Raw genomic sequence first — 16,757 nt, 5'->3', positions numbered from 1 at the left:
CAGGCAGTGTCACTTATTTTCCAGGTCCAGGCCACATTCGCTGAGATGCCGCCCTTTGTAGAGCGTCCAGCGCCCTGAGCTTTTCCCAACACAGTTAGTGGAGAGATCACCTTGGTAGAGTACGTAGTTTCCCTCGATAAGCTCGGCGTCCATGATGTAGAGCATGTGGGGGGCAAGAACGCATCCCTCGGCGAGATGATCAGTAATCTTGCAGGCGCTGGTGTTTCGGTTCCCGGTGGTTTCGCCACCACCTCTCAGGCCTATCGCGATTTTCTTGAACTCAGCGGTTTGAACGATCAGATCCATGCCGCGCTCGACGCGCTGGATGTGGACGACGTTAACGCACTGGCCAAAACCGGCGCCCAGATCCGCCAATGGATCATGGAAGCCGAGTTCCCTGAGACGCTTAACGCGCAAATTCGCACCGCCTTTGCCACCTTGTCCCAAGGCAACCCGGACATGGCGGTTGCCGTACGTTCCTCGGCCACCGCCGAAGATTTGCCGGACGCTTCCTTTGCCGGTCAGCAAGAAACCTTCCTTAATATCCGTGGCGTAGAAAACGTCATTCGTGCAGCCAAGGAAGTGTTTGCGTCGTTGTTCAACGACCGTGCGATTTCTTACCGCGTGCACCAGGGCTTTGACCACAAACTGGTCGCCCTGTCGGCAGGCGTGCAGCGCATGGTGCGTTCCGAAACCGGCACTGCGGGCGTGATGTTCACCCTGGACACTGAGTCGGGTTTCCGTGATGTGGTCTTTATCACCGGCGCTTATGGCCTGGGCGAAACCGTGGTCCAGGGCGCGGTCAACCCGGACGAGTTCTACGTCCACAAGCAAACGCTGGAAGCGGGTCGTCCTGCGATTTTGCGCCGTAACCTGGGCAGCAAAGCGATCAAGATGATTTACGGCGACGAAGCCTCGGCCGGCAAGTCGGTCAAGGTGATCGACGTTGAGAAGGCCGATCGCGCGCGCTTCTGCCTGACCGACGCTGAAGTCAGCGAGCTGGCCAAGCAAGCGATGATCATCGAAAAACACTACAAGTGCCCGATGGACATCGAATGGGCCAAAGACGGTGATGACGGCAAGCTGTACATCGTGCAGGCCCGCCCTGAAACCGTAAAAAGTCGCTCCCAGGCCAATGTGATGGAGCGTTACCTGCTTAAAGAAACCGGCACAGTGCTGGTGGAAGGTCGGGCCATTGGTCAGCGCATTGGCGCGGGCAAGGTTCGGATCATTAAGGACGTGTCCGAAATGGACAAGGTTCAACCCGGCGACGTACTGGTTTCCGACATGACCGACCCGGACTGGGAACCGGTGATGAAGCGCGCCAGCGCCATCGTGACCAACCGTGGCGGCCGTACTTGCCACGCAGCAATCATCGCCCGTGAGCTGGGCATTCCGGCCGTTGTAGGGTGTGGCAATGCAACCCAGTTGCTCAAAGACGGCCAGGGCGTAACCGTTTCGTGTGCCGAAGGCGACACCGGTTTGATTTTTGAAGGCGAACTGGGTTTCGACATCAAGAAGAACTCCGTTGATGCCATGCCGGACCTGCCGTTCAAAATCATGATGAACGTCGGTAACCCGGACCGTGCGTTTGACTTTGCGCAGTTGCCGAACGCCGGTGTGGGCCTGGCCCGCCTGGAGTTCATCATTAACCGCATGATCGGCGTGCACCCTAAAGCGCTGCTCAACTACGACGGTCTGCCGCAAGACATCAAGGACAGCGTCGACAAGCGCATTGCCGGTTACGACGATCCAGTCGGTTTCTACGTTGAGAAGCTGGTCGAAGGCATCAGCACCCTGGCGGCAGCCTTTACCCCGAAAAAAGTCATCGTGCGCCTGTCGGACTTCAAGTCCAACGAGTACGCAAACCTGATCGGCGGCAAGCTGTACGAACCCGAAGAAGAAAACCCGATGCTGGGTTTCCGTGGCGCGTCGCGTTACATCAGCGAAAACTTCCGCGATTGCTTCGAGCTCGAATGCCGTGCGCTCAAGCGTGTGCGCAATGACATGGGCCTGACCAACGTCGAGATCATGGTGCCGTTCGTACGGACCCTGGGCGAGGCGAGCCAAGTCATCGACTTGCTGGCTGAAAACGGTCTGGTGCGCGGCGAAAACGGTCTGCGCGTGATCATGATGTGTGAGCTGCCTTCAAACGCGATTCTGGCCGACGAATTCCTTGAATACTTCGACGGTTTCTCCATTGGCTCCAACGACCTGACTCAGCTGACGCTAGGTCTGGACCGTGACTCTGGGGTTATCGCGCACCTGTTCGACGAGCGTAACCCTGCGGTTAAAAAGCTGCTGTCCAACGCGATTCAGGCGTGTAACAAAGCCGGTAAATATATTGGTATTTGCGGGCAGGGCCCCTCAGACCACCCGGATCTGGCGCTGTGGCTGATGGAGCAAGGCATTGAAAGTGTGTCGCTGAACCCGGACACCGTGCTGGAAACCTGGTTCTTCCTGGCTGAAGGTCAAGCCCAGGCTTGAGTCGTTGAGAGAGGAGCAGGGCGGCCGCTAGGCTGTGCTGCTCTTTATAGGCAGTGGTAGGGCGAGCGCCTGTTCGGGATCGCCCTTTTTTGTGCAAGAGCATTATGCAAAGCAGCAGTCATCTTTTTCCCGTTGCCCTGATCAGTGCCGAGCGTCGGGGTGATCTGAGCGAGGATGTTTATCGCTTAAAACCCGCTAATAGCCCGGACATCTCCGTGGAATTGGCGGTCACGCGACTGGGCATGGCGGATGCCAGCCAGGCGCGCGGTGTACCCGTGATTTTGTTGCATGGCAGCTTTTCTAACCGACGCTTCTGGTACTCACCAAAAGGTGTCGGCCTAGGCGCTTTTTTGGCCCGTGCCGGGTTTGATGTGTGGCTGCCCGAGATGCGCGGTCATGGACTGTCGGTGCGTAATCAACAGTGGCGCACCAATCGGGTGGCGGATTACGCCCGCTACGACTTACCGGCGATTGCGGCGTTTGTACGTGAGCAAAGTGGACAAGTCCCGCATTGGCTTGGCCATTCCCAGGGCGGTATCAGTTTGGCGGCCGCATTGGGGGGGCAGTACCTGGGTGAACCTGCAGTGGCCTCCGCAGCGTTTTTTGGCTGTCAGATCAATCGCCGCTATTGGCCGCTGAAAATTCCGCCAGTGGAGTGGGGCGCTTATCTGCTCTTGAAGCGCTGCACGCAGTTGTCGGGTGTTCAGCTCAAGCGCGGCCCTGAGGACGAACCAGTAGGCATCGCCCTCGAAACCTTGCGCTGGAACGGCTTTTTGGGGCGTTTCAAGGATTCTGAGCGCGATTGGTGGGCGGGATTATCTGAGGTCCAGCTACCGGTTCTGGCTGTCGCGGCGGCAGGCGATCAGCAGACCCCTGAGTGGGCGTGTCGAAAGCTGTATGAGCAATTGGGTTCTGAGCAGCGCCAATTTATTGCTTTGGGCCGTGAGCAGGGGTTCAGTTCAGATTTTGGTCACACTGAAATGCTGGTCAGCGCGCCTGCTCAAGCTGAGGTCTGGCCGTTGGTGCGCGATTGGCTTGAGGAGCAATGCCTGAAGCAGGCAGTGAGTGAGCCGGGTTCAGGGTTTCGGCAAGTCGCGCTTGCGGCTACTATGTGACGCGATTTGCGACCTTGGTCATATTCTGTGGTCTTGGTGGTATTGCAGTGTCAGGGTATGGCTGGTCGTGACATTTAAAGCTTGCCCGTGTGCCAACGTCTATAAACAGTAGAGTCCTTTAACTCTTCCTGCTACGCCCTCTCCACAGGAGTTTCCATGAACCACTACATCACTCCCGATTTGTGCGATGCCTACCCTGAGCTGATTCAGGTGCTGGAACCGATGTTCAGCAACTTTGGCGGGCGCGATTCATTTGGTGGCGAAATCGTCACCATCAAATGTTTTGAAGACAACTCGTTGGTTAAAGAGCAGGCAGAGCTTGATGGCAAGGGCAAAGTGCTGGTGGTGGACGGAGGAGGTTCGCTGCGCCGGGCCTTGCTGGGGGACATGATTGCCGAGAAGGCGGCTAAAAATGGCTGGGAAGGGTTGGTCATTTACGGCTGTATTCGGGATGTGGATGTCATCGCTCAAACCGATCTGGGTGTGCAGGCGCTGGCCAGTCACCCGATGAAAACCGACAAGCGCGGCTTGGGCGATCTCAATGTGGCAGTCACCTTTGCAGGCGTCACATTCCGTCCGGGCGAATTTATCTATGCCGACAATAATGGCGTGATCATTTCGCCTTCTGCTTTGAAAATGCCGGAATAATCGCCCAACTGCTAAGGATCACGGATGTTTGAGGAAGACAACGCTCAATGGGGGCTGGTGCATGCACTGGTGCTCGATGGAGAAGGCGGTGCCCGTGCGATTGCCCGTACCGAACTCAATGACCTTGAGTTAAAGAGCCATGAAAGCCTTTGGTTGCACTGGGATCGCAGTCATCCTCAAACACAAAGCTGGTTACGCAACGCCAGTGGTTTGAGCGAGTTCAGTTGTGACTTGTTGTTGGAGGAAAACACCCGTCCGCGGCTATTGGGGCTGCCCAATAACGAGTTATTGCTGTTCTTGCGCGGGGTCAACCTCAATCCTGGTGCAGAACCGGAAGACATGGTCTCGCTACGCATTTTTGGCAGTGCGCAACGGGTTATCTCGCTGCGTATGCGGCCGTTGCGGGCCACGGATGAATTGTTGGGCGAGTTTGAGCAGGGCGAAGGTCCGAAAAATCCAGCCGAGTTGATCCTTTATTTGGCTCAACACCTGACTTTAAAGGTCCAGGATTTGATCGGTGAGCTGTCTGAAATCGTCGATGACGAAGAAGATAAGATAGATGCCGACGAACGGTATACGCCCGAGCATGGTTCTATTTTGCAGATTCGTCGCCGGGCTGCCGGGCTGCGTCGTTTTCTGGCCCCGCAACGCGATATTTTTGGGCAACTGACGCGTACAAAATTGCCGTGGTTCACGGCCGACGATGCAGATTACTGGAACGAATTGAACAACAGCCTGACCCGCTATCTGGAAGAGCTTGAGCTGACCCGCGAGCGTGTAGGGCTGGTGCTGGAGGCTGAAGACCGACGTTTGAATGTGCGCATGAGCCGCATCATGTACCGCTTCGGCGTGCTGACCGGGATCTTTCTGCCCATCACGTTTATTACCGGTTTATTGGGGATTAACGTGGGCGGTGTTCCGTTCTCCAACGACCCCTACGGCTTTGCGGTCACCTGCGGTGTGATGCTGGTGATTGGTGTAGGGCAATGGTGGTTTTATCGTCGTTTGCAGTGGCTTTGAAAGTAGGTCATGTGACCTCGTTCATTTTGCCCGCGTCTTTCACTGACATACCGAGAGGTGCTTATGCACGATCCGTTTGAACAGTCCTTACGTGAAATGCTCAAGGCCGAGCCGTCTGCCCGTGACGACGATGCCTGCCTGGGCCGAGTGCTGAAAACCGCGAACCGTCAGGTTGGCGCGGGTGATCTTTTCAGCCTGCTGGGGCGTTGGGTACAAGCACTGATGATTGCTTTGAATAGCGGTTCGGCTCATATTGCGCCCGTTTCGCGACGCAAACCTGTTGCTCGCCCTGCTGATAAGGCTGATTGAACATGGAACTTGATCTCTGGACCCAGAGCCTGGTCACCGCAATGACCGCTCTTTGGACCAAAATTGCCAACTTCATCCCCAATTTGTTCGGGGCGTTGGTGGTGGTGCTGCTGGGCTTCGTGGTTGCAAAACTGCTTGATACCCTGCTGTCGAAGTTGCTGGCCAAATTGGGCCTTGATCGGTTGATGGGTGGGACGGGGCTGACCAAAATACTGGGCCGTGCAGGCATTCAAGTGCCGATTTCGACCCTGATCGGCAAAATTGTCTATTGGTTCATTCTGCTGATTTTCCTGGTCTCGGCCGCTCAGTCCCTTGGCCTGGAGCGCGTTTCAGCTACGCTGGACATCTTTACGCTGTATCTGCCCAAAGTATTTGGTGCCCTGCTGGTATTGCTGGTAGGTGTTCTGCTTGCGCAGTTGCTCAATGGCCTGGTGCGTGGCGCCGCCGAGAGCGTGGGGTTTGATTATGCGGGCGGTCTGGGTCGAGTGGCCCAGGGCCTGGTCATAATCATCAGCATCTCCGTGGCAATCAGCCAGCTGGAAGTGAAAACTGACCTGCTGAACCATGTGATCGTCATCGTTTTGATTACCGTTGGTCTGGCTGTTGCCTTGGCCATGGGTCTGGGAAGTCGCGAAATTGCCGGGCAGATTCTGGCCGGGATCTACGTGCGTGAGCTGTATCAGGTTGGGCAAGATGTACGTGTGGGTGAGGTAGAGGGTCAGATCGAAGAGATCGGCACGGTTAAAACCACGTTGCTGACCGAGGAGGGTGAGCTAGTCTCCATCTCCAATCGGATCTTGCTGGAGCAGCACGTGACTAGCCGCTGATGCGGCAAACCCTGCTAATGTATGCCGCCGCAAAAAAGCCCGTGTTCCGGGCTGTGGCGGACATTGACCTGACTGTCGGCACGACTCGTTTTGAATAAAGCCCAATCGCTGTCCATGCGCTACGATCCCCGCGAACTCTCTGATGAGGAGTTGGTGGCGCGCTCGCATGATGAGTTGTTTCACGTTACGCGCGCCTATGAAGAGTTAATGCGGCGTTACCAACGCACTTTGTTCAACGTTTGTTCAAGGTATTTAGGGAACGATCGTGATGCTGACGATGTCTGTCAGGAGGTAATGCTTAAGGTGTTGTATGGCTTGAAGAATTTCGAGGGCAAATCGAAATTCAAGACATGGCTATATAGCATCACTTACAACGAATGCATTACGCAGTATCGGAAGGAACGGCGAAAGCGTCGCTTGATGGACGCATTAAGTATTGACCCCCTCGAGGAAGCGTCTGAAGAGAAGGCGCCGAAACCTGAGGAAAAGGGCGGACTTGATCGCTGGCTGGTGCATGTGAATCCGATTGACCGGGAGATTCTTGTGCTGCGTTTTGTCGCAGAACTGGAATTTCAGGAAATCGCAGACATAATGCATATGGGTTTGAGTGCGACGAAAATGCGCTACAAGCGTGCTCTTGATAAATTGCGTGAGAAATTTGCAGGCATTGCTGAAACTTAGTTCAGCGCAAATAGCTCTACGTGTAGGTAAGTTCTGATAGACTTGCCGCCGAGTTGTCCCCCGGTATGTGGGACTGCTTTACAATCACCAGATGGGGATTTAACGGATGAAACTGAAAAACACCTTGGGCATTGCCATTGGTTCCTTTGTAGCCGCAACTTCGTTCGGTGCCCTGGCACAAGGCCAAGGCGCGGTCGAGGGTGAACTGTTCTACAAAAAACAGTACAACGACAGCGTCAAGCACGTAGAAGACGGTTACAACCCAGGCGCATCGATCGGTTACTTCCTGACCGACGACGTTTCGTTGAACCTGACCTACGACAAGACTAACCACACCCGTTCGAACGACGGCACTGGCCACCAGAAAATCAAAGGCGACAACTTTGGTCTGAACGCTCAGTACCACTTCGGCACCGTTGGTGACGCTCTGCGTCCATACGTTTCCGGTGGTGTTGCTCACAAGAGCATGACCAACGTGATCGAAGACGGTCACAGCGGTCGTGACCAGTCGACTTTCCTGACTGCTGGCGCTGGTGTTAAGTGGTACATCACTGACAACCTGTTTGCCCGTGCAGGCGTTGAAGCTGACTACAAACTGGACAACGGCAAGTGGGACTACGCGCCTACCGTTGGTCTGGGTGTGAACTTTGGCGGCAGCGGCGGTAAAGTAGCTCCTGCTCCAGTTCCAGCTCCAGCACCAATCGCTGAGCCAGAACCAGAAGCTCCAATCGCTGAAGTTGTTCGCGTTGAACTTGACGTGAAATTCGACTTCGACAAGTCGGTTGTTAAGTCGCAGTACATGCCTGACATCAACAACGTTGCTGATTTCATGAAGCAGTACCCTGCGACCAATACCACTGTTGCTGGTTACACTGACAGCGTAGGTCCAGACGCTTACAACCAAAAACTGTCCCAGCGTCGTGCTGACGCTGTTCGTACAGCTCTGGTTAACCAAGGTGTTGAGTCTAACCGTGTAGCCGCTGTTGGCCACGGCGAAGCTAACCCAGTTGCTTCCAACGCAACTGAAGAAGGCCGTGCTCTGAACCGTCGCGTAGAAGCAACCGTTCAAGCTGAAGCTAAGTAATTTTTAGCTAGCCTGTACAGAAAAGCCCGGCTTAGGCCGGGCTTTTCTTTGCCTGCGATTTGGTGAAGGACGCATTTTTGATCCGTATGCCTTATTGCCCGCGACTGCCTCTCGCTTGCCAAGGCGATGCCCGGCTATAATCGCCGGCTCTTCCAGTTGCCTTTCGAGACCATCGAGCCCATGTATAACCTGGCCCGCCAGTTGCTCTTCAAACTCTCCCCTGAAACCTCGCATGACCTGTCCCTGGACTTGATCGGTGCGGGTGGCCGTCTGGGGCTCAACGGTTTGCTGTGCAAGGCGCCCGCCAAGCTGCCTGTGACGGTGATGGGCCTCGACTTCCCGAACCCGGTCGGTCTGGCCGCAGGTCTGGATAAAAATGGGGCGGCCATCGACGGGTTCGCGCAGTTGGGTTTTGGTTTTGTCGAAATCGGCACGGTCACTCCGCGGCCACAGCCGGGCAATCCCAAACCGCGTATTTTTCGCCTGCCTGAAGCGCAAGCGATCATCAATCGCATGGGCTTTAACAACCTGGGGGTCGATCACTTGTTGGCGCGGGTTGAGGCGGCCAAGTACAGCGGCATCCTTGGGATCAACATCGGTAAAAACTTCGACACCCCGGTTGAGCGGGCTGTTGACGATTACTTGATCTGTCTCGATAAGGTCTATGCCCACGCCAGCTATGTGACCGTTAACGTCAGTTCGCCGAATACTCCGGGGCTTCGTAGCCTCCAATTCGGCGATTCGCTCAAGCAGCTTCTGGAGGCCCTACAGCTGCGTCAGAACGAGCTGACTGAGCGTCACGGCAAGCGTGTCCCGTTGGCAATCAAGATCGCCCCTGACATGACCGACGAAGAAACCGTACTCGTCGCCCAGGCGCTGCTGGAGACCGGGATGGATGCGGTCATTGCAACCAACACCACTCTTAGCCGCGCAGGTGTTGAAGGCATGGAGCATGGTGATGAGGCAGGCGGTTTGTCGGGTGCGCCGGTGCGTGAAAAAAGTACGCACACCGTCAAGGTGCTGGCAGGCGAGTTGGCCGGGCGCATGCCCATCATCGCGGCGGGTGGTATCACCGAAGGCAAGCATGCGGCTGAGAAAATCGCCGCAGGTGCCAGTCTGGTGCAGATCTACTCGGGGTTCATTTACAAAGGCCCTGCCTTGATTCGCGAGTCGGTTGACGCCATTTCTGCCATTGCACGCCAATAAGCGCGCAATAAAAAGGGCTCCTCGAAGGAGCCCTTGGGCCGCAGCCCGCCGCCTGGATGAGACGGCAAGGTTAAATCATTGCCTATTCATGGTGGTGTCGGAATGTGCCCAGAGTTAGCCGACCGCGTGAAGTTCGTTGAGTCTGTGGATGCCCGCAGTGCCTGTCATACCGTCCCAGTTGTCGCCGCGTCCTTCGCGCCAGCCGTTAATCCAGGACTGGCGTACCGACGGTAGAGTAAAAGGGCAAAGCTCACGGGATTTCCCGCTAACGCCGTATTGGTATCCGCGTAAAAAAGCTCTTTCCAACGGATCACGCTTAAGTCTTCTCATAGGGTGTTGCCCTCACTTGTTGACTGTTTATATCGCGTCGACCTGACTCAGGTCGGGGCAGAATGCTTCTGCCGTTGGTTGCTCGCTGCCGGCGTGGCGAGCATTTTTGTTATCACCTGCGCGGTGACAACCTGAGTCCAGTTCTAACCAATGTGCTTGGGTGTGTGAATGATCGTTTTGTCATAAGGACGTAACGATAGTGGTGTTAAGGCCATAAGAAACACCGGTTTTTAGTCCCCGGATGCGACCAAAGCCTGATATGACCAGTGTTTGCAAAGATGATGAGTTTCATTCTCGACTGTGAATGACCGTCCTTTTTGCTCAGGTACTATTCGACGAAGGGTCTGAATATGTCCCTTTGTTTCAAGATAAATGATCTGCCTCTGCGTCTAAACTCTGTGTGCCTGCGGGCATGAGTGGCGCCTTGGCGGGACGGCACAGTTTCGTGCCACGCGAGCGCTCTTCAAGAAAAGCGCTTGATTGAAAACGGAGCAGGCAATGCGTTGCCTCTTCACACATAGCTAAAAGCTCAGGAATCCCATGTCGGATCGTTACGAACTCTTCCTTACCTGCCCCAAAGGCCTCGAAGGTCTGCTCCTTGAGGAGGCCACCGGCCTTGGTCTTGAGGAAGCTCGCGAGCACACTTCGGCCATTCGTGGCACGGCAAATATGGAAACTGCCTACCGTCTGTGCCTCTGGTCGCGTCTGGCCAACCGCGTGTTGCTGGTACTCAAGCGCTTCCCGATGAAGGACGCCGAAGACCTGTACCACGGGGTACTGGATGTGGACTGGCAAGACCATATGGTGCCGGATGGCACGCTGGCCGTGGAGTTCAGTGGCCACGGTTCAGGTATCGACAACACTCACTTCGGCGCGCTGAAGGTTAAGGATGCCATCGTTGACAAGCTGCGCACGCCGTCGGGTGAGCGTCCTTCGATTGATAAAATCAGCCCTGATTTGCGCATCCACCTGCGTCTGGATCGCGGTGAAGCCATCCTGTCGCTGGACCTCTCGGGCAGCAGCTTGCACCAGCGCGGCTACCGTTTGCAGCAGGGTGCTGCGCCGCTGAAAGAAAACCTCGCGGCAGCGATCCTGATTCGTGCAGGTTGGCCGCGTATGGCTGCCGAAGGCGCGGCCTTGGCTGACCCGATGTGCGGTGTGGGTACGTTCCTGGTTGAGGGCGCGATGATCGCGGCCGACATGGCGCCAAACCTCAATCGCATCCACTGGGGCTTTGACGCCTGGCTTGGTCACGTGCCGGCTATCTGGAAAAAGCTGCATGAAGAAGCCACTGAGCGCGCTGAAGCCGGTATGGCCAAGCCGCCGCTGTGGATTCGCGGTTATGAAGCTGACCCGCGCCTGATCCAGCCGGCGCGCAACAACATCGAGCGTGCAGGCCTGAGCCACTGGATCAAAATCTATCAGGGTGAAGTGGCAACGTTTGAGCCGCGCCCGGATCAAAACCAAAAGGGTCTGGTCATTTGCAACCCGCCGTACGGCGAGCGTCTGGGTGATGAGGCGAGCTTGCTCTACCTCTACCAGAACCTCGGTGAGCGGTTGCGTCAGGCCTGTTTGAACTGGGAAGCGGCGGTGTTCACCGGTGCCCCGGATCTGGGCAAGCGGATGGGCATCCGCAGTCACAAACAGTACTCGTTCTGGAACGGCGCCTTGCCGTGCAAGTTGCTGCTGATCAAAGTGGTGCCAGACCAGTTCGTGACGGGTGAGCGTCGCACGCCTGAGCAGCGTCAAGCCGAGCGTGAGCAGGCCGAGTCGGATCTGCCGGGCAACCTCGAAGCGCCTGGCAAGTACGAGAAGTTCAACAAGAACGGCAACCCGATCAAACCGGCACCGGTGGTGATTGAGCAGCCACGCTTGAGCGAAGGCGGGCAGATGTTTGCCAACCGCCTGCAAAAGAACCTCAAGGCCCTGGGCAAGTGGGTCAAGCGTGAAGGCATTGATTGCTACCGTGTTTACGATGCCGACATGCCTGAATACTCGATGGCCATCGATCTGTACCACGACTGGGTTCACGTCCAGGAGTACGCGGCGCCGAAATCCATCGACCCGGAAAAAGCTTCGGCCCGTATGTTTGACGCGTTGGCGGCGATTCCGCAGGCGTTGAACGTCGACAAAAGCCGCGTCATCGTCAAACGCCGTGAGCGCCAGAGCGGCACCAAGCAGTACGAGCGACAAAGTGCGCAGGGCAAGTTCACCGAGGTCAATGAAGGCGGTGTCAAACTGCTGGTCAACCTTACCGACTACCTGGACACCGGGCTGTTCCTCGATCATCGCCCAATGCGCATGCGGATCCAGAAAGAGGCGGCTGGCAAGCGCTTCCTTAACCTGTATTGCTACACCGCCACTGCCAGTGTTCACGCCGCCAAAGGCGGGGCGCGCAGCACCACCAGCGTTGACTTGTCCAAGACCTATCTGGACTGGGCGCGCCGTAACCTGTCACTCAACGGTTTTTCGGACAAAAATCGTCTGGAGCAGGGTGATGTGATGGTGTGGCTGGATGCCTGTCGCGAAGAGTACGACCTGATCTTTATCGATCCGCCGACCTTCTCCAACTCCAAGCGCATGGAAGGCATCTTTGACGTTCAGCGCGATCACGTGCAGTTGCTGGACTTGGCCATGGCGCGTTTGGCACCGGGTGGCGTGTTGTACTTCTCGAACAACTTCCGCAAGTTCATCCTCGATGAGCATCTGGAAGCGCGTTACTCGGTCGAAGAAATCACGGCCAGCACCATCGATCCGGACTTTGCCCGTAACAGCAAAATCCACCGCGCGTGGAAAATAACGGCCCGTTAAACTGCCGTATCGTCGCTGCCACTGGTGGCGACGTTTTTCCAGTGCACACAAAAACGCCCCGGTTCTCGCGAGCCAGGGCGTTTTTTGTTGCCGGTGAATGGCTTACTGAGCGATTGAAATCGCGTTGTTAGGCAATTGCGGCTGGCGATACAGGTCGAGCAGTATCTGGTCGAGTACCGCAGAAGCTCCCCAGGGGCGCGGGTCGTTAAGAATCGCGACCACAGCCCAGGTGTTGCCATTGCTGTCGCGGCTAAAGCCCGAGATAGCGCGCACTGTATTGAGGGTGCCGGTTTTGATGTGGGCCTGACCGTTCATGGCGGTGGTCTTCAGACGCTTGCGCATGGTGCCGTCTTTGCCAGCGATAGGCATGGAGCTGATGAACTCGGCAGCGTAGGGGCTTTTCCAGGCCGCCTGGAGCATCTGCGCCATTTCACGCGCGCTCACACGTTCTGCACGGGACAGGCCGGAGCCGTTTTCCATGACCAGGTGCGGAGCTGTAATGCCTTTTTTGGCCAGCCATTGACGCACGACACGTTGCGCAGCCTTGGCATCATCGCCGTCGGCGTCGGTGCGGAACTGCGCGCCCAGGCTCAGGAACAATTGTTGAGCCATGGTGTTGTTGCTGTATTTGTTGATGTCGCGAATGATCTCGGCCAGATCAGGCGAGAAGGCGCGGGCCAGTACTTTGGCGCCCTTGGGCACTGAGCCCTGGCGATCCTGACCCAGGATGCTGCCACCCAGCTCTTTCCAGATCGCGCGCACAGCACCCGCGGTGTAGGTCGCATGATCGAGCAGGGACAGGTAGGTCTGCGAGTTGCAGCCATCGCCCAGTTGCCCGTTGACGGTCACCACCACCGACCCGTCGGCTTGCGGCACCGGGTTGTAGCGCACATCGCCTGCGCATTGCTTGGAATTGACCGCTTTGACCTGGTTGTCGACGCGGATGCTGGCAATTGGCGGCTCGACCGAAATCAACACCTTGCCCGCATCGTTACGGGCAACAAAGCGCAGAGCCTTGAGATTGACCATCAAGGCATCGGGCTTAACCAGAAACGGCTTGTTTTTATCATTGCCGTCGTCGTCAAACACCGGCAAATGAGGTTGTTCGAAGAAGCCGCGATCCAGAATCAGGTCGCCGCTCACTTGTTGCACGCCATTGGCCCGCAGGTCGCGCATCAACAGCCAGAGTTTTTCCATGTTGAGCTTGGGATCGCCGCCCCCCTTGAGGTACAGGTTGCCTTGCAAGATGCCGTTGTTCAGGGTGCCGTCGGTGTAGAACTCGGTTTTCCACTGGTGGGTCGGGCCGAGCATTTCAAGGGCGGCGTAGGTGGTGACCAGCTTCATGGTGGAGGCCGGGTTCATCGACACGTCGGCGTTGAAGACGGTGGGTACGCCGGGGCCGCTCAGGGGCAGCATCACCAGCGATAGTGCGTCGTTTTGCAGCTTGTTGGTTTTGAGCGCTTGTTGAACCTTGGGTGAAAGCGTGGTGTTGACCGGGGCGGCGTGAGCCCCGAAGGCGAGTGGCAGAAAAAAGCCGGCAAGTAACAGAGGACGCAAAGATTTGATCATAAGAAGTAAAACCCTGCACGCGAGGGGAAAAAATACGAGGGCATGATGATAAGTTCCCTCAATGGTCATAAAAGTGACGGCATTATGCCCCAAGGTGGCTGGACTTGTGCATTACCGTGTTACACCCATCTGTTGATTAAATGCACAAAACGATGAGCCGTCCACACGGAACCGGGCACGTGCAGCCTGAAACTGGTAAAGTGCCGCCGTTATTACTTAAGAGGATTGTTCAATGGCTACTAATCGTTCCCAGCGTCTGCGCAAAAAACTGTGCGTTGATGAATTTCAGGAGCTGGGTTTTGAGCTGAACCTGGATTTCAAAGAAGACCTGTCGGAAGAAGCTATCGACGCATTCCTCAGCGCCTTCTTGGCTGAAGCCATGGAAGCTAACGGTCTGGGCTATGTTGGCGGCGACGACTACGGTCTGGTTTGCCTGCAAAAGCGCGGCTCGGTCAGCGAAGAGCAGCGTGCTGCGGTTGAAGCCTGGTTGAAAGCTCGCACTGAGCTGACCAGCGTTGAAGTCAGCCCGTTACTCGACGTTTGGTACCCGGAAAAGCCAATCAATCCGGTAGCCTGATGTGATGCAGGGAGGCGGCCCATGGGGTTGCCTCTCTGCTGCTTTACTGCAAGATCCTCTAGCCCGTTCGGGCGTCGCTTAAATCCTCGTTATTGTGTGTCCGCTTATATGGCGCGATCCTGTGTGCCCGGCGCCCCCTTGGCTACCAAACGCTTCGTGCCTCCTAACAGTTGCCGCAGGCGACGTTCGATTGCCAGGCGACCGTAAACCCGCTGACGGCGGTGTCTCAGAGCCTGCGCAGCGGGTCAATGCAACTGCCGGTGCAGTCTCAGGCTAATCAGCGTGCAAAAAAAAGGACAAGGCATGTGCTTGTCCTTTTCGCAGGCGGTTAGAAATCAGTCGTAAATCACTTTCTTCTTCCAGTCGGCATCCGCGTCATCGGTTTTCAAGCCTTCAGTCAGCTCGTTGACTTCGTCTTTGGCCGGTTCAAGGTTGGTCAGCACCAGCGAGTTGGCACGCACCAGTTGCTCTTCCATTTCTTTGAGTGCTGCGCTGTACATCGCAGGCTCTGGTTGTTTGCGCAGGTATTGAGCGCCGCGCTCATAGGCAAGACGCGCCTGGCCCGGCTGATTTTGCTGAAAGGCGAGTTGGCCCAGATTATTGAAAAACTCGATGTGCAGCACCACGAGCAAGTGCCGAATTTCTTTGATCCAGCGCTTGGCTTCGGTGGTGGCCAGAAAGCCGTCCTGAACGGCGCGGGTGATTTGCCCGTGCAGGGTTTCCAGCAAAAAGCGCACATCTTTGGCTTTGGCTTCAGTCAGGATAGGGCCGGGCGGGTTGTTGACCGGGATAGATTCACCTTGGCCGATCAATGCATTGAGTTCAGCGACCCGGGTCTTTAAAGGCGCGCTGCTTTTTTGCAGGTGCAACAAGCGTTGTGTGGCATTAAGTTCAAGGCGTGCCAGCAGGTGTTTGAGTGCGGGCGACATCAGTTGGCCAGGGAACGTCTCGCTGACTTCGCTGCAACGACGCACACGATCTGTCAGCTCAACCTTTAAGCGGGCCTTTTCCAATTTGTTGTTTTCCACCACATGGTTCATGTAACCGATGGCGATCAATAGGACGATCCCGGCTACTACAAGCAGGGTGATCATGGATGGCGTCAACGTGAAAACCTCTTTGGATGGTCGGTGGGCTTTATTGTCTAAACGTGCAAACGGTCTTGAGGTGGCTGCCCTCGTCTATTAGAGAGGTTGGACTGCTAGCGGAAGTACAGAGTGCCACTATTGCACGGTGCCAACTATAACTCCTTGTAGGATGTCGGAATATAGGCGTCAGGACATCGGCGCCGTACGGTGTACGAAATGAGGTGAAGATGGGCGAAGTCATTGATTTCAATATATTTTCATATTGGGGTTGACGACTTATCAAACCATCCCTAGAATGCGCGCCAATTGCAGCGTAAAGCACACAGCGAAACGCGGTAACCAGTGAAGTTGTAGCGTGTCCCCTTCGTCTAGTGGCCTAGGACACCGCCCTTTCACGGCGGTAACAGGGGTTCGAGTCCCCTAGGGGACGCCATTATTGCGGGAATAGCTCAGTTGGTAGAGCACGACCTTGCCAAGGTCGGGGTCGCGAGTTCGAGTCTCGTTTCCCGCTCCATTTTTAAGCAGCTTCGCTTTCGGGCGGGGTTGAGTGAAAGCCAGATCATTAACTCCGGTTATGTGATTGGCACTGAAATGTACGTGTACATTTCGGGCAACGTCCCCTTCGTCTAGTGGCCTAGGACACCGCCCTTTCACGGCGGTAACAGGGGTTCGAGTCCCCTAGGGGACGCCATTATTGCGGGAATAGCTCAGTTGGTAGAGCACGACCTTGCCAAGGTCGGGGTCGCGAGTTCGAGTCTCGTTTCCCGCTCCAAATTTTGTTTTCTGACGCTTAACAGTGTTCAGGAAGCATAAAAAGATCAGCCAAGGCTGATTTTTTTTGTGTCACAAGCAGCTTTGCTTTCGAGCGAAGTTGGTGAAAAGCCAGAGCGATAACTTCGGTTACTGTGCCTGGCACTGAAATGTACATGTACATGTACATTTCGGGCAACGTCCCCTTCGTCTAGTGGCCTAGGACACCGCCCTTTCACGGCGGTAACAGGGGTT

Annotated in this window: 14 protein-coding genes and 4 tRNA genes; 15 read left to right on the top strand and 3 right to left on the bottom strand. The window is 56.0% G+C overall.

From position 1 onward, the window contains the following. Positions 1-111: 111 nt before the first annotated feature. The 9 genes from ppsA to AP059_RS01560 all read left to right on the top strand — a co-directional run bounded on the left by ppsA (position 112) and on the right by AP059_RS01560 (position 9,377). Complete coding sequence (ppsA, locus tag AP059_RS01600; protein WP_059761575.1) at positions 112-2,487, top strand: phosphoenolpyruvate synthase; 2,376 nt, start codon at positions 112-114, stop codon at positions 2,485-2,487. Positions 2,488-2,591: 104 nt separating this feature from the next. Then, the gene (locus AP059_RS01595; RefSeq protein ID WP_059761574.1) at positions 2,592-3,602 is read left to right on the top strand and encodes an alpha/beta fold hydrolase; all 1,011 of its coding nucleotides are present in this window, start codon (positions 2,592-2,594) and stop codon (positions 3,600-3,602) included. A gap of 156 nt (positions 3,603-3,758) precedes the next feature. Beyond that, complete coding sequence (gene rraA, locus AP059_RS01590; RefSeq protein ID WP_059761573.1) at positions 3,759-4,250, top strand: ribonuclease E activity regulator RraA; 492 nt, start codon at positions 3,759-3,761, stop codon at positions 4,248-4,250. A gap of 24 nt (positions 4,251-4,274) precedes the next feature. Continuing rightward, a complete protein-coding gene (locus AP059_RS01585) occupies positions 4,275-5,270 on the top strand; it encodes a zinc transporter ZntB (protein ID WP_048362905.1) in 996 nt (331 codons plus the stop codon). Between the two features lie 63 nt (positions 5,271-5,333). Next, the gene (locus AP059_RS01580; protein WP_048362906.1) at positions 5,334-5,579 is read left to right on the top strand and encodes a hypothetical protein; all 246 of its coding nucleotides are present in this window, start codon (positions 5,334-5,336) and stop codon (positions 5,577-5,579) included. Positions 5,580-5,581: 2 nt separating this feature from the next. Continuing rightward, on the top strand, positions 5,582-6,406 hold the full coding sequence (locus AP059_RS01575; RefSeq protein ID WP_048362907.1) for a mechanosensitive ion channel family protein: 825 nt from the start codon (positions 5,582-5,584) through the stop codon (positions 6,404-6,406). A 90-nt stretch (positions 6,407-6,496) separates the two neighbouring features. Further along, positions 6,497-7,087 (top strand): RNA polymerase sigma factor SigX, encoded by a 591-nt coding sequence (sigX, locus tag AP059_RS01570; RefSeq protein WP_029611289.1) that lies wholly within the window; start codon positions 6,497-6,499, stop codon positions 7,085-7,087. Positions 7,088-7,193: 106 nt separating this feature from the next. Next, positions 7,194-8,171, top strand: coding sequence for an OmpA family protein (locus AP059_RS01565; RefSeq protein ID WP_059761572.1), 978 nt, complete (start codon positions 7,194-7,196; stop codon positions 8,169-8,171). A 180-nt stretch (positions 8,172-8,351) separates the two neighbouring features. Further along, positions 8,352-9,377 carry a quinone-dependent dihydroorotate dehydrogenase gene (locus tag AP059_RS01560; RefSeq protein ID WP_048363038.1) on the top strand — a complete coding sequence of 342 codons (1,026 nt, stop codon included), beginning with the start codon at positions 8,352-8,354 and terminating at the stop codon, positions 9,375-9,377. 114 nt (positions 9,378-9,491) lie between these two features. Here AP059_RS01560 and rmf read toward each other — a convergent pair whose 3' ends face one another. Next, entirely contained in the window at positions 9,492-9,707 is a 216-nt protein-coding gene (rmf, locus tag AP059_RS21855) for a ribosome modulation factor (protein ID WP_082149364.1), read from the bottom strand. A gap of 540 nt (positions 9,708-10,247) precedes the next feature. On the opposite strand from rmf, the gene rlmKL reads away from it, so the two are divergent. Further along, the gene (rlmKL, locus tag AP059_RS01555; protein WP_059761571.1) at positions 10,248-12,518 is read left to right on the top strand and encodes a bifunctional 23S rRNA (guanine(2069)-N(7))-methyltransferase RlmK/23S rRNA (guanine(2445)-N(2))-methyltransferase RlmL; all 2,271 of its coding nucleotides are present in this window, start codon (positions 10,248-10,250) and stop codon (positions 12,516-12,518) included. Positions 12,519-12,620: 102 nt separating this feature from the next. Here rlmKL and dacB read toward each other — a convergent pair whose 3' ends face one another. Continuing rightward, on the bottom strand, positions 12,621-14,087 hold the full coding sequence (dacB, locus tag AP059_RS01550; RefSeq protein ID WP_059761570.1) for a D-alanyl-D-alanine carboxypeptidase/D-alanyl-D-alanine endopeptidase: 1,467 nt from the start codon (positions 14,085-14,087) through the stop codon (positions 12,621-12,623). Between the two features lie 232 nt (positions 14,088-14,319). Between dacB and AP059_RS01545 the strand changes: the two genes are divergently transcribed. Then, complete coding sequence (locus AP059_RS01545) at positions 14,320-14,664, top strand: YggL family protein (RefSeq protein ID WP_048400913.1); 345 nt, start codon at positions 14,320-14,322, stop codon at positions 14,662-14,664. A 335-nt stretch (positions 14,665-14,999) separates the two neighbouring features. Here the strand turns inward: AP059_RS01545 and AP059_RS01540 are convergent, their stop codons facing one another. After that, positions 15,000-15,758 (bottom strand): hypothetical protein, encoded by a 759-nt coding sequence (locus AP059_RS01540; RefSeq protein ID WP_177332339.1) that lies wholly within the window; start codon positions 15,756-15,758, stop codon positions 15,000-15,002. Positions 15,759-16,109: 351 nt separating this feature from the next. Between AP059_RS01540 and AP059_RS01535 the strand changes: the two genes are divergently transcribed. The 4 genes from AP059_RS01535 to AP059_RS01520 all read left to right on the top strand — a co-directional run bounded on the left by AP059_RS01535 (position 16,110) and on the right by AP059_RS01520 (position 16,524). Then, positions 16,110-16,185: transfer RNA gene (locus AP059_RS01535), tRNA-Glu, on the top strand. A gap of 5 nt (positions 16,186-16,190) precedes the next feature. After that, positions 16,191-16,266, top strand: a tRNA-Gly gene (locus AP059_RS01530). A gap of 101 nt (positions 16,267-16,367) precedes the next feature. Further along, positions 16,368-16,443 (top strand) — tRNA-Glu (locus AP059_RS01525). Between the two features lie 5 nt (positions 16,444-16,448). Next, positions 16,449-16,524, top strand: a tRNA-Gly gene (locus tag AP059_RS01520). Positions 16,525-16,757 lie beyond the last annotated feature (233 nt).

This window comes from Pseudomonas sp. TAA207 (genome assembly GCF_001529285.1).
GTDB classification, from domain to species: domain Bacteria; phylum Pseudomonadota; class Gammaproteobacteria; order Pseudomonadales; family Pseudomonadaceae; genus Aquipseudomonas; species Aquipseudomonas weihenstephanensis.
Note: the sequence above shows the minus strand (reverse complement) of the source record. Positions and strands in the feature narration are given on the sequence as shown.